Below are 18,016 nucleotides of genomic sequence, written 5' to 3'. Positions count from 1 at the left end.
CCTAGCCGGTGCGGTCCATCCACTCTTCGAGCGCGTCCGCGGACGGCAGGCGGACAGTCTGCTCGATCTTGGCGAACAGATCCGCCCCGTACTCGACGGCGGATTTGACGAGGTGACCCAGCGCTTCGAAGTGGATGCCGTCACTGAGCAGGTAGGCGTTCTCGCCGACGACGCTGACGTGGTCGGGCCGCGCGGTCTCGCGCACAAACGCCTTGGGCCAGTGGGTGTCCCGGTTCCAGTCGTTGACCAGTTCCATCAGGCGCGGGCGTTCGCCGGCCGGGTAGTACGCCGCGGGGCTGATGGAGATCTCCAACAGGTCGCGCCGTAAACCGTTGATCCGCAGGATCACGTGCAACTTGCCGCGCTCGTAGCTGGAGAGCACCAGGAACTCCTCGCCGTCGTCGCTGCGGAAAAATCGCAGCCCGCGCGACGTGAGGTAGCGCTCGATCAGCTCGGTGCACAATGGCTCGATCTGCATGACGTCACGATGGCGCCTGGGGCTTGGAGAATTCTTGGCGCGCGAACGGTGGCGGGTCAGCCGGCCTCGGCGGTCTCCAGCCGCTGCAGGATCTGGTCCCGCACCGCCGACCGGCGGGCCTTGCCGGCGTCGTCGCGCAGCGGGGTGTCGACGAATTCGACGAAGTCGGGGGCGGGCGGCACCTTGTAAGCGGCCAGGTGTCCGCGCAGGAACGCCTGCACGCCAGCGGAATCCAGTGCGGCGCCGCCGGCCGTGTGCACCAGGGCGTAGGGCACCTGGCCCAGATCCCCGTGCGGGACGCCGACGACCAGACAGGACAACACGTCCGGGTGCGCCGACAGCGCGTTCTCGATCTCGGCGGGGTAGACATTGCGGCCGCCGACGGTGAACATGTCGACCCGCCGGTCCGACAGGTACAGGAAGCCGTCGTCGTCGAAGTAGCCGAGGTCGCCCAGCGAGTCCCAGCCGTCGCGGCTTTTCGCCGTGGCACCGACGTAGCGGTAGGTGGGCGCGCTGTCGGGCCCGGGCCGCATGTAGATTTCGCCGACCACGCCGGGCGGGCACGGGTTGCCGTCGTCGTCGAGCACCTTCATCTCCCCGGCGACCACCACGCCCACCGAACCGCGATGCGCCAGCCACTGGTCGCCGGAGATGAAGGTCAGCGCCTGTAATTCGGTGCCGCCGTAGAGTTCCCAGACCTTTTCCGCGCCCAGCAGGTCGATCCACGCCTGCTTGATGGCCGGCGGGCACGGCGCCCCCAGGTGCCAGAACCGCCGCAGCGACGAGAGGTCATAGGAGCCGGGGTCGGCGTGATAGACCGGCAGCGTCCGCTGCATGATCGTCGGCACCGTGGTCAGGAACGTGACGCGGTGATCGGTGATCAGCCGGAGGAACTTAACCGGGTCGAACCGGCTCATCAGCACCAGGTGATGGCGCATCAGCAGCGCGATGGTGGCGGTGGTGAAGCCGGTGTTGTGGCTCAGCGGCACCGGCACCAACGTGGTGTCGCCCTCCTGCGCGCCCAGCGGGTAGCCGATCAGCGGGGGTATGCGGCTGTCGCCGCCGGATTCGATCAACTTGGGGCGCCCGGTGCTGCCCCCGGATCCCATCGCCTTCCACACCGGTGACACCGCTTCCGGCAGCGGGCCGTCCGACAACGCAGCGTCTGGGGTGAAACCAATTGGAACGCTGGGGAATTCGTGATGCTCACGCCCGACCAACAGGGCCGGCCGCCGCAATTCGAGCAGGCCCGCCAACTCGGCGGCCGGCGGGCGCGCGGACAGCGGCTGCGGGACCGCGCCCAGCTTCCAGCAGGCCACGGCGGCCTGGATCCACTCGACCGAGTTCGGCAGCACCATGGTCACGTAGTCGCCGACACCCACGCCGCGCTCGGCGTAGGCCCGGGCCAACCGATTCGTCGAGCGGTCGAGCTCGGCGCGGGTCAGGGTCAGGCCGTCGCAGGTGACGGCCGGCTCGTCGGGAGCGAGTTGGGCAAGCTGCGAAATCTGGGTGCCGATCGGCGGGACCGGCTCACTCATAACCGCCCTGACGCTCGAAGATGCGGCGCGGGTTGTCGACCAGCATGGTGTGCAGCTGCTCGTCGGTGACGCCGCGCTCCTTGAGCGCGGGGATGACGTCGTTGTGGATGTGCAGGTAATGCCAGTTCGGGGCCATCTGCGGCACCAGCTCTTCGGGGAGCGCGTCGAAGTAGCAGTTGGCGTCGTGGGAGAGCACCATCCTGTCGGCGTGCCCGCGCTCGCACATTTCCGCCACGATCCTGACCCGCTCCTCGAACGGCGAGATCACGTCGAGGCCGAACCGGTCCATGCCCAAATACGATCCGGCGGCGATGAGCTCTTCGAGGTAGCCGATGTCGGTGCTGTCGCCGGAATGCCCGATGACCACCCGGGTCAGGTCGACGCCCTCCTCCTCGAAGATGCGTTGCTGCTCGAGGCCGCGCCGCAGGCCGGCATGGGTGTGCGTGGAGATCGGCACCCCGGTCCGTTTGTGCGCCTGGGCGACGGCGCGCAGCACCCGCTCGACGCCGGGGGTGATGCCGGGCTCGTCGGTGGCGCACTTGAGGATTCCGGCCTTGATGCCGGTGTCGGCGATACCCTGCTCGATGTCGCGGACGAACATCTCGGTCATGATCTCGGGGCCGCCCAGCATCCCGCCCGGGCCCTCGTAGTGGAACCGGAAGGGCACGTCGTTGTAGGTGTAAAGCCCGGTCGCCACAACGATATTCAGCTCGGTCGCCGCCGCGACCCGGGCGATCCGCGGGATGTAGCGGCCCAGGCCGATCACGGTGAGGTCGACGATGGTGTCCACGCCGCGGGACTTGAGCTCGTTGAGCCTGTCGATGGCGTCGGCCACCCGCCGTTCCTCGTCACCCCAGGCTTCGGGATAGTTCTCGGCGATCTCGGTGGTCATGATGAAGACGTGCTCATGCATGAGCGTGACGCCCAGGTCGCCGGTATCGATCGATCCACGTGCGGTATTCAGTCGCGACACGCATCCGATGCTAGAGCTCCAGCGACCCGAATTCGACGAGTTCGAGGACGTTACGTTTGCGCATCTTTCGTACACCGGGCCGTACCAGTGGGTATGGCGCGTCTCCCGTTCTGGTAGCGGGGCCGCCGCGGCGGGTACCCGCGGACTGAGCCGTTTACGAGAGGAGCCGACATGGACGCCGCGACCGGGACCGATCGGTGGCCGTCGCTACGGGTCGACGACTGGACGCCAACCCGCGAAACGCTGCACATGTGGACGCAGATCGTCGGCAAGATCCGCATGGTCCGCATGCCGATGGTCAACCACTGGTGGCAGGTAACGCTGTACGTGAGCCCGCGTGGATTGACCACGGGCGCGATACCCCACGAAACCGGGGTGTTCGATATGGAATTCGACGTCATCGACAGCGTGCTGCGGATCCGTCACAGCGACGGGCGGCAAGGATCCGTGCCGTTGACGGCCAAACCGGTGGCGGAGTTCTACGACGAAACCATGTCGGCCTTGGACGATTTGGGGGTCGCGACACGCATCAACGCCAGCCCCAACGAGGTGGATCCGGCCATCCGGTTCGCCGACGACTATCAGCACGCATCCTATGACCCCGACGCCGCGCGTCGGTTTCGGCAGCAGCTCCTGCAGGCGAACCGGGTGATCAGTCAGTTCCGCGCGTCGTTCGTCGGCAAGGTGAGCCCTGTGCATTTCTTTTGGGGGGCAATGGATCTGGCATGCACCCGATTTTCCGGGAGGCCGGCACCCAAACACCCCGGCGGCGCACCCAACTGCGGCGACTGGGTGATGGTCGAGGGTTATTCACACGAGTTGAGCAGCTGTGGCTTCTGGCCCGGCGGCGGCGAGGAAGGCGCCTTCTATTCCGACGCCTACCCGCAACCGGACGGCTTCGCCGATTACCCGATCGCGCCTGCGGCGGCGCACTTCAGTGAAGACCACGGAGAATTCGTCTTGCCCTACGAGGCGGTGCGCACCGCCGAGGACCCCGACGGTGATTTACTGCGGTTCCTGCAAACGACTTACGCGGCCGCCGCGGACCTCGGCCGCTGGGATCGCGGTGCCTTGGAGGGCGATCCCGACCGGTGGCAGAGCCCGTGAGCACCACGCCGATCGCGGACTATGCGCTGCTCTCGGATCGTCATACCGCCGCGCTGGTCAGTCGCGGCGGATCGGTCGACTGGCTGTGCATGCCGCGGTTTGACTCACCATCGGTGTTCGGGCGACTGCTCGACGATGACGCCGGGTGTTTCGTGGTGGGGCCGGCCGACCCGAACGCCGAGACCAGCCGTCGCTACCTGGACACCACGATGGTGTTGGAGACGACTTTCACCACTGCCGGCGGCACTCTGGTGCTGCGCGATGCCCTGGCGACCGGCGCCGCGAGCGACCCCCATCGACTAGGCGCCGCGGCGCCCCGAATGCTGGTGCGCTCCTTGGTCTGCACGGCGGGCGAGGTCGAGGTGGCCGTCGAGTTCGCGCCGCGCCCGGAGTACGGAGTGGTCACGCCGCTGATGTCGTCGGCCGAGGGCGGGGTCATGGTGCGCGGCGGCGCCGACGTCCTGCGCCTGTGCTGCCCGACGCCGCTCGACGCCGCCGACTCGGCTGTGTCCGGACGGTTCCTGCTGCATGAAGGTGAGCGGACCGCCCTCGGCCTCCTGCACCGCACCACCTCTGAGCCGCTCCCGGAACCCGTCTCGGCGGGCGACCTCGAGGGGGCGCTCGAGGCGACGATCGACGCGTGGCGGTCGTGGTCGCAGACCCACCAGAGCTACGACGGGCCGTGGAGCGACCTCGTGCACCACAGTGGACGGGTCCTGCAGGCGCTGACCTATCAGCCGACCTGGGCGGTCGTGGCCGCGCCGACCACCTCACTTCCGGAAGAGGTTGGGGGGCAACGCAACTGGGATTACCGCTATGCCTGGGTCCGCGATGCCAGCCTCACTCTGGAGGCACTGTGGGTAGCCGCCTGTCCCGACGAAGCGGAGGAGTTCTTCGACTACCTCGCGGTCAGCTCTGCAGGGCAACTACGTGCGGACGAACAATTGCAGATCATGTTCGGCGTCGGCGGCGAACACGACCTGTCCGAACGCGAGCTCGGTCATCTCAGCGGCTGGCGCGACAGCCGCCCGGTGCGAGTGGGCAACGACGCGTGGAAACAACGGCAAATCGACGTCTATGGCGAGCTGCTCGGCGCGGCGCACCGGCTCATCGAGCAGCTCGATCCGGACAGCCCGCGGGCCACCAGCGGGCGGGACTTCCTCATCGCCTGCGCCGACGCCGCGGCGCGGCGATGGACAGAACCCGATTCGGGGATCTGGGAGGTGCGTGGCTCTCCGCAACACTTCCTCTATTCCAAGCTGATGTGCTGGGTCGCGCTCGACCGGGCCATCGCCATGGCCGAGCGCCTCCGTGCCGGCGACCGGGTGGAGGGCTGGCAAAAGACCGCCGACGAGATCCGCGAGCAGATCCTCGCTCGAGGGTGGAGCGACGACGTCAATTCGTTTACCCAAGCGTTCGGCAGCGACCGCCTCGACGCTTCGGCGCTGATGATTCCGCTGGTCGGTTTCCTCCCCGCGGACGACCCGCGCGTACTGGCCACCATCGACACCATCGCCGACCGGCTCACCGACTCCCGCGGCTTGGTCTACCGCTACCGCACCGACCTTGACACCAACGCCGACGGTCTCACCGGGCGTGAAGGCACCTTTCTGCTGTGCACATTCTGGTTGGCGCAGGCCTTGGCGGCCGCGGGCCAAATCGACCGGGCGCGTGAGGTATTCGAGCGTGCCGCGGGCTTTCGCAATGACGTCGGGCTGCTTGCCGAAGAGGTCGATCCCGCCAGCGGCGAGTTGCTGGGCAACTTCCCGCAGGCGTTCAGTCATATCGGGTTGGTGAACGCGGCCTGGGACATCGCCCAGGCGGAAACGGCGGCTTCAACACCCCCTGAGGCGTGAGGGCCCGCCGGCTCGGGCGCGGGCAGGCGCACAAGTCCCCCGGCGGCCGCGGGTTTGCAGTACCGTCACCCTCGTCTGCGTCGAGAACCGCTGGGAGTCCCGCCATGTTGCTCAATCCCAATCACCTGCAACGCCAGTACCCGGACCGCCGCTCGGCAGAGATCATGGCGGCGACGGTGGATTTCTTCGAGTCCCGGGGCAAGGCCCGGTTGAAGTCCGACGACCACGAACGGGTCTGGTACTCCGAGTATTTGGATCACATCGGCCGGGAGCGCATCTTCGCGTCGCTGCTGACGCCGTCGGCCTACGGCGCCCCCGATTGCCGCTGGGACACCTACCGGATCAGTGCGTTCGCCGAGATCGTCGGCTTCTACGGGCTGAACTACTGGTACCCGTTCCAGGTCACCGCGCTGGGCCTGGGCCCGATCTGGATGAGCGCCAACTCCGACGCCAAGCGCAAGGCCGCGGGGTTGCTCGAGGCCGGTGAGGTGTTCGCGTTCGGCTTGTCGGAGCAGACGCACGGCGCCGACGTCTACCAGACCGACATGAACCTGACGCCCTCGGACGGGGGCTGGGTCGCCAATGGGGAGAAGTACTACATCGGCAACGCCAACGTGGCCCGGATGGTTTCCACGTTCGGCAAGTTCGCCGGCGCGTCGAAGAACGACGCCGAGTACGTGTTCTTCGCCGCCGACTCCCAGCACGAGCGCTATCACCTGATCAAGAACGTGGTGAACTCGCAGAACTACGTCGCCAACTACGCGCTGCGCGACTACCCGGTGACCGAGGCCGACATCCTGCACCGCGGCCCCGAGGCCTTCCACGCCGCGCTGAACACCGTCAACGTCTGCAAGTACAACCTCGGCTGGGGCGCGGTCGGCATGTGTACCCACGCGATGTACGAGGCGGTCACCCACGCGTCCAACCGCATCCTGTACGGCACCGTCGTCACCGACTTCACCCACGTGCGACGGCTGCTCACCGACGCCTACGCGCGGCTGGTCGCGATGCGGCTGGTCGCCACCCGGGCCTGCGACTACATGCGCAGCGCCTCGGCCACCGACCGCCGCTACCTGCTCTACAGCCCGCTGACCAAGGCGAAGATCACCAGCGAGGGCGAGCGCGTCATCACCGCGCTGTGGGACGTGATCGCCGCCAAGGGCGTGGAGAAGGACACCATCTTCGAGGCCATGGCCCGCGAGATCGGCCTGCTGCCCCGGCTGGAGGGCACCGTCCACATCAACATCGGGCTGCTGGGCAAGTTCATGCCCAACTTCCTGTTCGCCCCCAACGACGCGCTGCCGTTGATCGGCCGCCGCGACGACGCGGCCGACGACACCTTCCTGTTCGCGCAGGGGGCGACCGGCGGCCTGGGCAAGGTGCGCTTCCACGACTGGCGCGCGCCGTTCGAGAGCTTCGGTCACCTGCCCAACGTCGCGCTGCTGCGCGCACAGATCGACGTAATGGCCGAGATGCTGGCCAGCGCCACCCCGGATGCGGTGCAGCAGAAGGACATCGACTTCGCGTTCGCCGTCGGCCAATTGTTCGCCACGGTGCCCTACGCGCAGCTCATCCTCGAGGAGGCCGGGCTGTCGGGCGTCGACGAGGGACTGCTCGACGAGATCTTCGCCGTGCTGGTCCGCGACTTCAACGCCTACGCCGTGGAGCTGAGCGACAAGCCCGCGACGACGGACGCGCAGGCGCGCTACGCGCTGCGGATGATCCGCCGCCCGGTGCACGACCCCGCGCGCTACGACCAGATTTGGAAGGAGCACGTCCTTCCGCTCAGCGGCGCCTACCGGATGCGCCCCTAGGCCCCTTGACTGTGACATTTCTCACAGTAGGATGACCAGTGGTCATTCGATCGAGGAGGCGCCATTGCCGACGGTCACCTGGGCGCGCGTCGACCCGGCTCGACGCGCCGCGATCATCGAGGCCGCGGAGGCGGAATTCGGGGCGCACGGCTTCTCCCGCGGCAGCCTCAACGTCATCGCGCGCCGCGCGGGGGTCGCCAAGGGCAGCCTTTTCCAGTACTTCGCCGACAAGCGCGACCTGTACGCGTTCATCGCCGACATCGCCAGCCAGCGGGTGCGGGCCTACATGGAAGGCCGCATCCGCGAACTCGACCCGAGCCGGCCGTTCTTCGAGTTCCTGACCGACTGGCTCGACGCCTGGGTGGCCTACTTCGCCGACCACCCGCACGAGCGCGCGCTGCACGCCGCGGCGACCCTGGAAGTCGACACCGAGGCCCGCGTCAGCGTGCAGAACGTCATCCACCGCCACTACCTGGAAGTGATGCGCCCGCTGGTCCGCGACGCGCACGTACGCGGCGACCTGCGCGTCGAGTCGGACACCGACGCGCTGTTGTCGTTGCTGCTGTTGATCTTTCCGCACCTGGCGCTGGCGCCCTACATGCGCGGGTTGGATCCGATCCTCGGCCTCGACGAGCCCACCCCCGAGCAGCCGGCGCTGGCGGTGCGCCGTCTCGTCGCGGTGCTGGCGGCCGCGTTCGCGGCCGCGCCAAAAACCCCGCCGGTCGGCTCCGCCCCGAAACGATCTGAGGAGGTCACATGAATCGCACCCGAATCGCCTCGATGGCCGAGGGCGGCCTCAACTGGGATAGCTTGCCGCTCAAGCTGTTTGCGGGAGGCAACGCGAAATTCTGGAATCCGGCCGACATCGACTTCTCCCGCGACCGCGAGGACTGGGAACGGCTCACCGACGACGAACGCAGCTATGCGACCCGGCTGTGCGCCGAGTTCATCGCCGGCGAGGAATCGGTGACCCAGGACATCCAGCCGTTCATGGCCGCGATGCGCGCCGAAGGCCGGCTGGGCGACGAGATGTATCTGACGCAGTTCGCCTTCGAGGAAGCCAAGCACGTCGCGGTGTTCCGCATGTGGCTCGACGCCGTCGGCGTCACCGAGGACCTGCACTACTTCCTCGACGACGTCCCGACCTACCGGACGATCTTCTACGAGGAGCTGCCCGAGTGCCTGAACGCGCTGACGCTCGATCCGTCGCCGGCCGCCCAGGTGCGGGCGTCGGTCACCTACAACCACATGGTCGAAGGCATGCTGGCGCTGACCGGCTACTTCGGCTGGCACAAGATCTGCGTGGAGCGCGGCATCCTGCCCGGCATGCAGGAGCTGGTGCGGCGCATCGGCGACGACGAGCGCCGCCACATGGCGTGGGGCACCTTCACCTGCCGTCGCCACGTGGCCGCCGACGACGCCAACTGGGGCGTCTTCGAAACGCGCATGAACGAACTGATGCCGCTCGGGCTGCGGCTGATCGAGGAGGGCTTCGCGCTCTACGACCCGATGCCCTTCGGCCTGTCGGTGGACGAGTTCATGGCCTACGCCTCCGACAAGGGGATGCGACGGTTCGGCACCATCTCCAGCGCCCGCGGCCGGCCGCTCGCCGAGATCGACCTGGACTACTCGCCGCTGCAGCTCGAGGACACGTTCGCCGACGAGGACGAGAAGGCGCTGGCCAGTGTCTAGTACTCGCCTGCGCGAGCGGACGCAGAATCGCAGGCCGAAGGCCGAGTTTGTGCGATTCTGCGTCTGCTCGGCAAGCCAGCGGCGTCCGGGCCTCGCCTAGCCGACCCAGACGGTCTTGGCGTTGACGAACGCGCGGATGCCCAGGCCCGCGAGCTCGCGTCCGTAGCCGGATCGTTTGACGCCGCCGAAGCCCAGCTCGGGGTAGGACACCGTCATCCCGTTGATGAAGACCTGGCCGGCCTCGATGTCGTCGATGAAGCGCTGCTGCTCGGCCTCGTCGTTGGTCCAGGCGTTGGATCCCAGGCCGAACGTGGTGGCGTTGGCGATCTCGATGGCCTCGTCGATGTCGGCCGCCCGGTACATCGACGCGACGGGGCCGAACACCTCTTCGGTGTAGAGGGCCATGTCCTTGGTGATGTCGGTGACCACCGTCGGCGGGTAGAACCAGCCCGGCCCGTCGATGGGCTTGCCGCCGAGGCGGATGGTGGCGCCCGCGGCGGCGGCGTCGTCGACCTGCTTGGCGATCTCGTCGCGGCCCGACTCGGTGGCCAGCGGGCCCACGTCGGTGTCGGGGTCGGTCGGGTCGCCGACGGTGAGCGCCTGCATGCGCTCGGTGAACTTGTCGACGAACTTGTCGTAGATGTCGGTGTGGACGATGAACCGCTTTGCGGCGATGCAGGATTGGCCGTTGTTCTGCACCCGGGCGGTGACCGCGGTCTTGGCGGCCTCGTCCAGGTCCGCCGAGGGCATCACGATGAACGGGTCGCTGCCGCCGAGCTCGAGCACCGTCGGTTTGATCTCGTCGCCGGCGATGGCCGCCACCGACTGGCCGGCCGGCTCGCTACCGGTCAGGGTGGCCGCCGCGACGCGCGGATCGCGCAGGATGCGCTCGACGGCGCTGGAGGAGACCAACAGGGTCTGGAAGCAGCCCTCGGGGAAGCCGCCGCGGGTGATGACGTCGGAAAGGTACAGCGCGCTCTGCGGGACGTTGGAGGCGTGCTTGAGGATCCCGACGTTGCCGGCCATCAGCGCCGGCGCGGCGAACCGCACGGCCTGCCAGAGCGGGAAGTTCCACGGCATCACGGCCAGCACCACGCCGAGCGGTTGATAACGGATGTAGGCCTTCTTCGCGCCCACCGCCTCGGCGTCGGCCGGCTCGTCGGCGAGCAGCTGCTCGGCGTGCTCGGCGTAGTAGCGAAACCCCTTGGCGCACTTCAACACCTCGGCCTTGGCCGATTTCAGGGTTTTACCCATCTCCAGCGTCATCATGGCGGCGACTTCGTCGGCTTCGGCTTCCAGCAGGTCGGCGGTGGCGTTTGCCCACCCGGCGCGCTGGGCAAACGTGGTGTTGTGGCGGTAGTCGAGGAAGCGTTCGTAGGCACGGGCGATCGCGGCATCGACTTCTTGGTCGGTGGCCGGGGTGAAGGTCTTCACCGTCTCGCCGGTGGCCGGGTTAATGGTGGCGATGGGCACGCTGGCCCTCCTTCATCGGATGAGTAGCTGAAAAGTCCAACATCTAGCCTGCCACTATCGTTCCCCTAAGGGAGGTGTCGGATGAGCAAAGCCGCTGAGCTGATCGTCAAGTGCCTGGAAAACGAGGGTGTTTCCGTTGTGTTCGGGGTGCCCGGCGAGGAGAACATCCGCTTCGTGCAGGCGCTGGCGTCCTCCAGCATCCGCTACGTGCTCACCCGGCACGAGCAGGCCGCGTCCTTCATGGCCGAGATGTATGGGCGGGTCACCGGCCGGGCGGCGGTGGTGTCGGCCACCCTCGGGCCCGGCGCGATCAACATGCAGCTCGGTGTCGCCGACGCCACCACCAACAGCACCCCGCTGGTCGCCATCTCCGCACAGGTGGGCCACGACCGGGAGTTCAAGGAGTCGCACCAGTACGTCGACCTGGTGTCGATGTACGCCCCGATCACCCGGTGGGCGGCGGGCATCCCGACCCCGCGCGCCATCCCCGAGATGGTGCGTAAGGCGTTCAAGCTGTCCGAGTCCGAACGTCCGGCCGCCGTCTATCTCGCGGTTCCCGAGCACATCGACGCCGACGAGAAGGATTACGACCTGGGGCCGTTGCCGCGCAACGTCGTGCGCCCCGACGCTCCGGCGCCCCGCCAGGTGGAGCGCGCCGTCGCAATCCTGCGCAACGCCAAGCGCCCGGTGGTGCTGGCCGGGCACGGCGCCGCGCGCGCCGACGCCACCAAAGCCCTGGTGCGCTTCTCCGACGAGTTCGGCATCCAGGTGGCCAACACCTTCCACGGCAAGGGCGTCATGCCCGACGACCACCACAACAGCATCGGCACGCTGGGCTTCATGCGGCACGACTACGTCAACTTCGGGTTCGACAACGCCGACGTCGTCATCGCCGTCGGCTACGAGTTGCAGGAATTCGACCCGGTCCGGATCAACCCGCAGGGCGACAAGAAGATCATCCACATTCACCGGTTCCCCGCCGAGGTCGACGCGCACTACTCGGTCGACGTGGGGATCATCGGGGACATCAGCGATTCGCTGAACGCGCTCACCGACGCGCTCTCCGGTCACACCTTCAGCCATGCCGCCGACGTGCCCGGGTCGGGGCTGCTCGCGGAGGAATTCGCCCGGGGGCAACAGGATTCGCGCTACCCGCTGGCGCCGGCGCGGGTGGTCGCCGACACCCGGGCGGCGCTGGGCCGCAGCGACGTCGTCCTGGTCGACACCGGCGCCACCAAGATGTGGATGGCCCGGCTCTACCCGACGTACGAGAAGAACACCTGCCTGATCTCGAATGGCTTGTCCACCATGAGCTTCGCCCTCCCGGGGGCGCTGGGTGTCAAGCTGGCACAGCCGGAGTCCAAGGTGTTGGCCGTCGTCGGCGATGGCGCCTTCTTGATGAACTCGCAGGAGATCGAGACGGCCGTCCGGGAGCGGATACCGCTGGTGGTGCTGATCTGGGAGGACGGCGGGTACGGCCTCATCGAATGGAAGATGGATCTCGAACTCGGGGCGCACTACTACGTGAAATTCAACAACCCGGACGTGGTGAAGTACGCGGAAAGCTTCGGCGCCAAGGGATATCGGATCTCTCATGCCGACGAGCTGCTGCCGACGTTGCGCGCCGCGCTCGACGACGAGGGCGTCTCGTTGATCAGCTGCCCGGTCGACTACTCGGAGAACCTGCGGCTGACCGACCGGCTCGGCGAGCTGGACGAAACCCTGTAATCCTCAAAACCATTGCGCGATCTGACCGCCGAGCCGCTTGAGATGATGGATAGATGACCGAGCGTGATCGCGACGAATCGGGTCGGCCACGAAGCGCCCGACCGCGCGACGCCCTGGGCCGGCCACTTCCGCCGGGCAGCGAAGGCGTACCGCGCGTTCCGGACGACCTGGTGCTGGCGCCGGCCGAGACGCTCGCCTATGCCCAGGATCTACTGGACCGAGGCCTGGCATTCAACGCTCACGAGGTGCTCGAGGCCGCCTGGAAGAACGGTCCGGCCGACGAGCAGGCACTGTGGCAAGGCCTGACTCAGCTCGCGGTGGGGATCACCCACGCCCAGCGGGGCAACCGCAAGGGTGCGACCACGTTGCTTCGCCGCGCTTCCGCCCATCTTGCGCAGGGGGATCGGCCGGCGCCGCACGCCATTGATGCCGCCGGGCTGGTGGACTTCGCCGACGCGCTGATCGCCGACCTTGCCGCCGGGGTGGATATCGCCCCGGCGCGGCTGCGGCCCCGCCTGGTGGTTTGAAATATCCACTATTCCAACAGGATCGGCGCCCGGTTTTAGCGCGTCCCCTTTACCAGTCTCGCTGATCCTCCAAGAGGGCGACCCGGCGAAGTTCCACCACGAACCACAAGGTAGCGGCGACGGTGGCGAGTAGCGCGATGATCGCCATCGTGGTGAGCCATTCGTAATGGTGGTAGGCGGCGACCGCCAAGCTCGCGATAATGCCGGACAATGCCACGCCCAGCAGAATGAACCCGGGCCAAAAGAAGTTGTCTTTCATGGTGAGCCCGGCGCGAGGATGTGCGGTCCGGTGTCGATCCGTCGGATCGTGGTGTGTGTCTCCCATGGCTCCCTTTCGTCGGTCAATTCCCTAGTGACTCGGCGACTTTGGGGGAGCCGATATCACGCGGAAGGTAGACGTCGAACAGCAGGATCGCGCCGATCGTCGTCACGAGCCAGACCATGACCGTCGCGGCGAGCCAGGACGCGCCGCCGTAGATGCGCAGTCCGTGCGTCGACACCGATGCAAGGCTCATCGCGCACAGGGTCAGGGTCAGGCCGGTGCATCCCAGCAGCAGCGACGCATATCCACGAGGCAGTTTCAAGATCTTCACCGACAGGGTGGTCTGCGTGATCGAGAAAAACACCACGGCGACGATGAGGCCCGATGCCGTCAGCACGACGTGAGGAACAGTCCTGGCCGCCAACGCCAAACCGACTGTCCACGTGGCCGACCGCGCGGCGGTTCGGAGCACGAAGTGCTTCACGACACCGAAGGCTTTCCTAGGGCGATATCGCATCGTGGCCGGCGATGCGCGCGGGTAGCCTGATCGTCACAGTGTTTGATGCGGGCGGCGCTGGTGGGCAAGGTGACCATGGCGGCTCCTGAAAACTAACAGATAAGTAATTAAACTTTAGAAACCATTGGCTGTAACGTCAAGGCTGTTGTGATCGAGAAGTAGGCGCGATGGACCAACTGCAACGCGATGCCGCCGGGATCGGCGCCCTCGCCGACCCGGTGCGCTACGAGCTGTATCAGTTTGTGTGTTCGCAGCCCGGACCGGTGAGCCGTGATCAGGCGGCCGAAGTGGTGGGAATTGCCCGGCATCAGGCGAAGTTTCATCTGGACCGGCTGACGGCCGAGGGCCTGCTGGAATGTGACTACGCCCGGTTGACGGGCCGGACCGGTCCCGGAGCGGGGCGCACCTCCAAGCTGTATCGACGTGTCCGCCGCGACATCGCCGTCAGTTTGCCGCAACGTCAGTACGAGTTGGCCGGCCGGCTGATGGGGCAGGCCATCGTCCAATCCCAGCAGAGCGGGGCGCCCGTCGTGGAGGTGTTGCACCGCAACGCCCACGACTACGGCCGCAGCATCGCGGATCGCGCGCTGCGCGCCGCCCGACGGCCGCCGGCCGGCGCGCGCGCGGCGCTCAAGTTTGTGGCACGGTTGTTGCGAGAGTATGGCTATGAACCGGGTCACGACGACGACGGCGTGTATCTGGTCAACTGCCCATTCCATGCGCTGGCTCAGGAACAGACCGAATTGGCCTGCGGCATGAATCACGCGCTGATCAACGGGATGGTGGACGCGATGACCCCGCATTGCCTGGATGCCCGGCTGCAACCGACCCCGGGCCGGTGTTGTGTCGTGGTCGCGCCAAGCGCTGACTAGCTCACGACGTTGCGGGGTGCCAAACCCGTTGTGTCAGTGCGCCGTTCAGGAACTGGCGGCGTCCGCCGGGTACGTCACGCGGTTGTGCTCGTCGACGACGGGTGTGGCGCCCCATTGGCCGAGCCGATGCTGGCGCGGGGCGGATCCGCTGATGAGGTGCCATACCGTCCAGCCTTGGGCGACAAGGCTGTTCGCGATCAATTGTCGATGGCATCGCCACGGCATGGGCTCGCCGCACATGATCGCCAGCCGGTTAGCGCGGGCGAGGGTGACCAGTTCGGCGAGGCCGCGCTGGTATTCGTCGGTGAGGGTGTAGTCGGCGTAGTTCTTGAAGCTCGCGTTTTCCCAGCCCGCGTTGATGGCGGGATCGACGCTTTGCCGACGGCGCCGCCCCCCGAGCTCGGGAAGGTGGAGGTAGCCGATGCCGGCGTCGTGGAGCCAGCGCGACATCTCCGCACTTCCGAACTGGGGGTTGCGGCGCGAGCCGGGCTGGGCGCGCACGTCGACGAGCAGGTCGATGCAGGCGTCATCCAGGGGTTCCAAGAAGGTCTGCACCGGGCACGTCCAGTGTCCGATGGTCCAGATCTCGCCCTCGTCGCTCATGATTGCGTCGCGCTCGTCCTAGTCGATCTTCTCCAGGGCGTCGCCCTTGTGCATCGCGACGTAGTCGGTTTTGTCGCTTCTGATCTCGTATTGCGGGTCATCTTTCGTGCAGTGCCGCTTGTGGCCTTTGTACTCGGTGTCGCTGGTGTGCTTCTTGACGATGATGCCGCTGACGTGACCCGCTTCCGAGTTCCATCGGACGTGGTCGCCGACCTCGAAGTGTTTCGCCACCGTGCGCCTCCTTTGCGTGCGTTGCGGTTGGTTCCGTGGGTTCCCCCACCACTGCGACGAGTAACCGTCCACGTGGTCGAATGGGCGCATGCTGTTTCGTCAGCTGGAGTACTTCGTCGCGCTCGCGCAAGAGCGCCACTTCGCGCGCGCCGCGCGGGCGTGCTACGTATCGCAGCCCGCGCTGTCGGAGGCCATCCGCAAGCTCGAATCCGAACTCAACGTCCCGCTGGTGCGGCGGGGGCAGCGGTTCGAAGGCCTCACCCCCGAGGGCGAACGGCTGGTGCCCTGGGCGCGGCGCATCCTCGCGGACCGCGACGCGCTCAAGCGGGAGGTGACCGCGTTGCAGGCCGGGCTGACCGGCGAGCTGCGGCTCGGGGTGGTCCCGGCGGCCTCGACCACCGTTGCGCTGCTTACGGATCCGTTCTGTGCCACGCATCCGCTGGTGCGGGTCCGGCTCGAGGTCAATCTGCGTTCGGCCGGCATTGTGGAACGGGTCCGCAAGTTCGAATTGGACGCCGGCATCCTGTATCCGGATCAACAGGACACGGCCGACCTGCTGGTCACCCCGCTCTACCACGAACAGCCGGTGCTCATCGCCGCCGCGGACCTGCTGGGCGGCGAATCGGACACCATCGCGTGGTCGGACGCCGTGCAGCTGCCGCTGTGTCTGCTGACCCAGGGCATGCGTGGGCGCCGGGTCATCGACGACGCGTTGGCCACCCACGACCTCCAGGTGACGCCGCAGCTGGAAACCGACTCCGTGGCAGCGTTATTCGCGCACGTGCGCACGGGCCGGTGGGCGAGCATCGTGCCGCAACCGTGGATTCACACCCTGGGCGTCCCCGCCGGCGCACAAGTGCTGCGGCTGCGGCGGCCCTCGGTCACCTCGCTGATCGCGCTGGTCACCAACCGGGCCGAGCCGGGCTCGTTGCTGGCCCGCGCGCTGCGACGGACCGCGCGCGAGGCCCGCATCGGCGCCACGCTCTCCGAGCAGCCCTAGCCGCCGCCTCCGTTGATCGGCGTCGCCTATCAGCCGGTCGGAATCGCGTCTTGGACAGCCCGTGGCCGCGCCGAGAGACTGGGGTTGATCGCCAGTTAAGGAGAATTCAATGGCCAAGTGTGTGATGGTGCTCTACCCCGACCCCGTCGACGGATACCCGCCGGCCTACGCGCGGGACAGCATCCCGACGATCCACGGCTACCCCGACGGCAGCACCGTGCCGACCCCGTCGAAGATCGACTTCACCCCCGGTGAGCTCCTCGGCTGCGTGTCGGGCGCCCTCGGCCTGCGCAAGTTCTTCGAAGACGCGGGGCACGAACTGGTGGTGACATCGGACAAGGACGGTCCCGACTCGGAGTTCGAACGCGCATTGCCCGACGCCGAAATCGTGATCTCGCAACCATTTTGGCCCGCCTACCTGACCAAGGAGCGCATTGCCAAGGCGCCCAAGCTCAAGCTGGCGTTGACCGCCGGCATCGGCTCGGACCACGTGGACCTGGATGCGGCGAAGGAGCGCGGCATCACCGTGGCCGAGGTGACCTACAGCAACAGCATCAGCGTCGCCGAGCACGCGGTGATGCAGATCCTGGCGCTGGTACGCAATTTCGTCCCGTCACACCGGTGGGCCGCCGAAGGCGGCTGGAACATCGCCGATTGCGTCGAGCGTGCCTATGACCTCGAGGGCATGGACGTGGGCGTGATCGCCGCCGGACGGATCGGGCGTGCGGTGCTGCGCCGACTGGCGCCGTTCGACGTCAACCTGCACTACACCGACACCCGCCGGCTGGCGCCGGACGTCGAGAAGGAACTGAACGTGACGTTCCATCCGACGGTGCAGGAGCTGGTGCGGGCGGTCGACGTGGTCTCGATCCACTCGCCGCTGTACGCGGACACCCGCGCGATGTTCGACGAGAAGCTGATCTCGACGATGCGGCGCGGCTCCTACATCGTCAACACCGCCCGCGCCGAGGAGACCGTCCCGGAAGCGATCGCCGACGCGCTGCGCAGCGGGCAGCTCGGGGGCTACGCCGGCGACGTGTGGTTTCCGCAGCCCCCACCGGCCGACCATCCGTGGCGGACGATGCCGAATAACGCGATGACGCCGCATGTTTCGGGGACAACCCTGTCGGCGCAGGCGCGCTACGCGGCCGGCACCCGGGAGATCCTGGAAAGCTGGTTCGCCGGCACGCCCATCCGTCCGGAGTACCTGATCGTCGAGGGCGGCAAGCTCGCGGGCACCGGGGCGCTGTCCTACCAGAAGTAGTCGCGGGCATCTGCAGTTGGCGCTCAGCCCCCGCCTTTGCCCTTGCTTTCTTCGAGTTGTCCTGGGCAGTAGGCTTTGGCC

At 67.4% G+C, this 18,016-nt stretch carries 18 protein-coding genes; 10 read left to right on the top strand and 8 right to left on the bottom strand.

Annotated elements, in window-relative coordinates:
- Position 1 precedes the first annotated feature (1 nt).
- From JF781_RS02685 to JF781_RS02675, 3 genes are read right to left on the bottom strand one after another with little or no spacing between them, the layout of a single operon-like run.
- Positions 2-478, bottom strand: coding sequence for a YbjN domain-containing protein (locus JF781_RS02685; RefSeq protein ID WP_225329826.1), 477 nt, complete (start codon positions 476-478; stop codon positions 2-4).
- A 56-nt stretch (positions 479-534) separates the two neighbouring features.
- Complete coding sequence (locus JF781_RS02680; protein WP_225329825.1) at positions 535-2,016, bottom strand: AMP-binding protein; 1,482 nt, start codon at positions 2,014-2,016, stop codon at positions 535-537.
- Positions 2,009-2,989 (bottom strand): phosphotriesterase-related protein, encoded by a 981-nt coding sequence (locus JF781_RS02675; protein WP_225329824.1) that lies wholly within the window; start codon positions 2,987-2,989, stop codon positions 2,009-2,011. The genes JF781_RS02680 and JF781_RS02675 overlap by 8 nt, the downstream gene beginning before the upstream one ends.
- A gap of 171 nt (positions 2,990-3,160) precedes the next feature.
- On the opposite strand from JF781_RS02675, the gene JF781_RS02670 reads away from it, so the two are divergent.
- The 5 genes from JF781_RS02670 (at position 3,161) to JF781_RS02650 (ending at position 9,458) form a co-directional block, all read left to right on the top strand.
- Positions 3,161-4,096: a DUF5996 family protein gene (locus tag JF781_RS02670; RefSeq protein ID WP_225329823.1), complete on the top strand. Its 936-nt coding sequence runs from the start codon at positions 3,161-3,163 to the stop codon at positions 4,094-4,096.
- Positions 4,093-5,952, top strand: a complete 1,860-nt coding sequence (locus JF781_RS02665) for a glycoside hydrolase family 15 protein (RefSeq protein ID WP_225329822.1) — start codon at positions 4,093-4,095, stop codon at positions 5,950-5,952. Before JF781_RS02670 ends, JF781_RS02665 begins: the two co-directional genes overlap by 4 nt.
- A 104-nt stretch (positions 5,953-6,056) precedes the next feature.
- Entirely contained in the window at positions 6,057-7,766 is a 1,710-nt protein-coding gene (locus JF781_RS02660) for an acyl-CoA dehydrogenase (RefSeq protein WP_225329821.1), read from the top strand.
- A gap of 64 nt (positions 7,767-7,830) precedes the next feature.
- Positions 7,831-8,526: a TetR/AcrR family transcriptional regulator gene (locus JF781_RS02655; RefSeq protein ID WP_225329831.1), complete on the top strand. Its 696-nt coding sequence runs from the start codon at positions 7,831-7,833 to the stop codon at positions 8,524-8,526.
- Complete coding sequence (locus JF781_RS02650) at positions 8,523-9,458, top strand: R2-like ligand-binding oxidase (RefSeq protein WP_225329820.1); 936 nt, start codon at positions 8,523-8,525, stop codon at positions 9,456-9,458. Before JF781_RS02655 ends, JF781_RS02650 begins: the two co-directional genes overlap by 4 nt.
- A 96-nt stretch (positions 9,459-9,554) precedes the next feature.
- On the opposite strand, the gene JF781_RS02645 is transcribed toward JF781_RS02650, so the two are convergent.
- Positions 9,555-10,931: an NADP-dependent succinic semialdehyde dehydrogenase gene (locus tag JF781_RS02645; protein ID WP_225329819.1), complete on the bottom strand. Its 1,377-nt coding sequence runs from the start codon at positions 10,929-10,931 to the stop codon at positions 9,555-9,557.
- Positions 10,932-11,012: 81 nt separating this feature from the next.
- Here JF781_RS02645 and JF781_RS02640 point away from each other — a divergent pair, with 81 nt between their 5' ends.
- A complete protein-coding gene (locus JF781_RS02640) occupies positions 11,013-12,659 on the top strand; it encodes an acetolactate synthase large subunit (RefSeq protein ID WP_225329818.1) in 1,647 nt (548 codons plus the stop codon).
- Between the two features lie 53 nt (positions 12,660-12,712).
- Positions 12,713-13,186 (top strand): DUF309 domain-containing protein, encoded by a 474-nt coding sequence (locus JF781_RS02635; RefSeq protein WP_225329817.1) that lies wholly within the window; start codon positions 12,713-12,715, stop codon positions 13,184-13,186.
- 49 nt (positions 13,187-13,235) lie between these two features.
- Here JF781_RS02635 and JF781_RS02630 read toward each other — a convergent pair whose 3' ends face one another.
- Complete coding sequence (locus JF781_RS02630; protein ID WP_225329816.1) at positions 13,236-13,511, bottom strand: UsfY protein; 276 nt, start codon at positions 13,509-13,511, stop codon at positions 13,236-13,238.
- A gap of 16 nt (positions 13,512-13,527) precedes the next feature.
- Positions 13,528-13,932, bottom strand: coding sequence for a hypothetical protein (locus JF781_RS02625; RefSeq protein WP_225329815.1), 405 nt, complete (start codon positions 13,930-13,932; stop codon positions 13,528-13,530).
- Positions 13,933-14,132: 200 nt separating this feature from the next.
- Between JF781_RS02625 and JF781_RS02620 the strand changes: the two genes are divergently transcribed.
- The gene (locus tag JF781_RS02620; RefSeq protein ID WP_225329814.1) at positions 14,133-14,837 is read left to right on the top strand and encodes a metalloregulator ArsR/SmtB family transcription factor; all 705 of its coding nucleotides are present in this window, start codon (positions 14,133-14,135) and stop codon (positions 14,835-14,837) included.
- 45 nt (positions 14,838-14,882) lie between these two features.
- Here the strand turns inward: JF781_RS02620 and JF781_RS02615 are convergent, their stop codons facing one another.
- Together JF781_RS02615 and JF781_RS02610 are read right to left on the bottom strand one after the other, a co-directional pair.
- Entirely contained in the window at positions 14,883-15,440 is a 558-nt protein-coding gene (locus JF781_RS02615) for a DUF488 family protein (RefSeq protein WP_225329813.1), read from the bottom strand.
- 18 nt (positions 15,441-15,458) lie between these two features.
- A complete protein-coding gene (locus JF781_RS02610; protein WP_225329812.1) occupies positions 15,459-15,671 on the bottom strand; it encodes a DUF2945 domain-containing protein in 213 nt (70 codons plus the stop codon).
- Between the two features lie 88 nt (positions 15,672-15,759).
- Here JF781_RS02610 and JF781_RS02605 point away from each other — a divergent pair, with 88 nt between their 5' ends.
- Together JF781_RS02605 and JF781_RS02600 are read left to right on the top strand one after the other, a co-directional pair.
- Complete coding sequence (locus tag JF781_RS02605) at positions 15,760-16,671, top strand: LysR family transcriptional regulator (protein WP_225329811.1); 912 nt, start codon at positions 15,760-15,762, stop codon at positions 16,669-16,671.
- Positions 16,672-16,780: 109 nt separating this feature from the next.
- Positions 16,781-17,935 carry an NAD-dependent formate dehydrogenase gene (locus JF781_RS02600; protein WP_225329810.1) on the top strand — a complete coding sequence of 385 codons (1,155 nt, stop codon included), beginning with the start codon at positions 16,781-16,783 and terminating at the stop codon, positions 17,933-17,935.
- Positions 17,936-18,016: the final 81 nt, after the last annotated feature.

This window comes from Mycobacterium sp. WUMAC-067 (assembly GCF_020217485.1).
In the GTDB taxonomy this organism is placed as follows: Bacteria; Actinomycetota; Actinomycetes; order Mycobacteriales; family Mycobacteriaceae; genus Mycobacterium.
Note: the sequence above shows the minus strand (reverse complement) of the source record. Positions and strands in the feature narration are given on the sequence as shown.

What these genes read in the sequence shown, in the direction of transcription:
- JF781_RS02630 (WP_225329816.1), bottom strand. Translation starts at nt 13,511, where the DNA reads ATGGGAGACACACACCACGATCCGACGGATCGACACCGGACCGCACAT.
- JF781_RS02600 (WP_225329810.1), top strand. Translation starts at nt 16,781, where the DNA reads ATGGCCAAGTGTGTGATGGTGCTCTACCCCGACCCCGTCGACGGATAC.
- JF781_RS02660 (WP_225329821.1), top strand. Translation starts at nt 6,057, where the DNA reads ATGTTGCTCAATCCCAATCACCTGCAACGCCAGTACCCGGACCGCCGC.
- JF781_RS02670 (WP_225329823.1), top strand. Translation starts at nt 3,161, where the DNA reads ATGGACGCCGCGACCGGGACCGATCGGTGGCCGTCGCTACGGGTCGAC.
- JF781_RS02615 (WP_225329813.1), bottom strand. Translation starts at nt 15,440, where the DNA reads ATGAGCGACGAGGGCGAGATCTGGACCATCGGACACTGGACGTGCCCG.
- JF781_RS02620 (WP_225329814.1), top strand. Translation starts at nt 14,133, where the DNA reads ATGGACCAACTGCAACGCGATGCCGCCGGGATCGGCGCCCTCGCCGAC.
- JF781_RS02685 (WP_225329826.1), bottom strand. Translation starts at nt 478, where the DNA reads ATGCAGATCGAGCCATTGTGCACCGAGCTGATCGAGCGCTACCTCACG.
- JF781_RS02650 (WP_225329820.1), top strand. Translation starts at nt 8,523, where the DNA reads ATGAATCGCACCCGAATCGCCTCGATGGCCGAGGGCGGCCTCAACTGG.
- JF781_RS02640 (WP_225329818.1), top strand. Translation starts at nt 11,013, where the DNA reads ATGAGCAAAGCCGCTGAGCTGATCGTCAAGTGCCTGGAAAACGAGGGT.
- JF781_RS02635 (WP_225329817.1), top strand. Translation starts at nt 12,713, where the DNA reads ATGACCGAGCGTGATCGCGACGAATCGGGTCGGCCACGAAGCGCCCGA.
- JF781_RS02605 (WP_225329811.1), top strand. Translation starts at nt 15,760, where the DNA reads ATGCTGTTTCGTCAGCTGGAGTACTTCGTCGCGCTCGCGCAAGAGCGC.
- JF781_RS02680 (WP_225329825.1), bottom strand. Translation starts at nt 2,016, where the DNA reads ATGAGTGAGCCGGTCCCGCCGATCGGCACCCAGATTTCGCAGCTTGCC.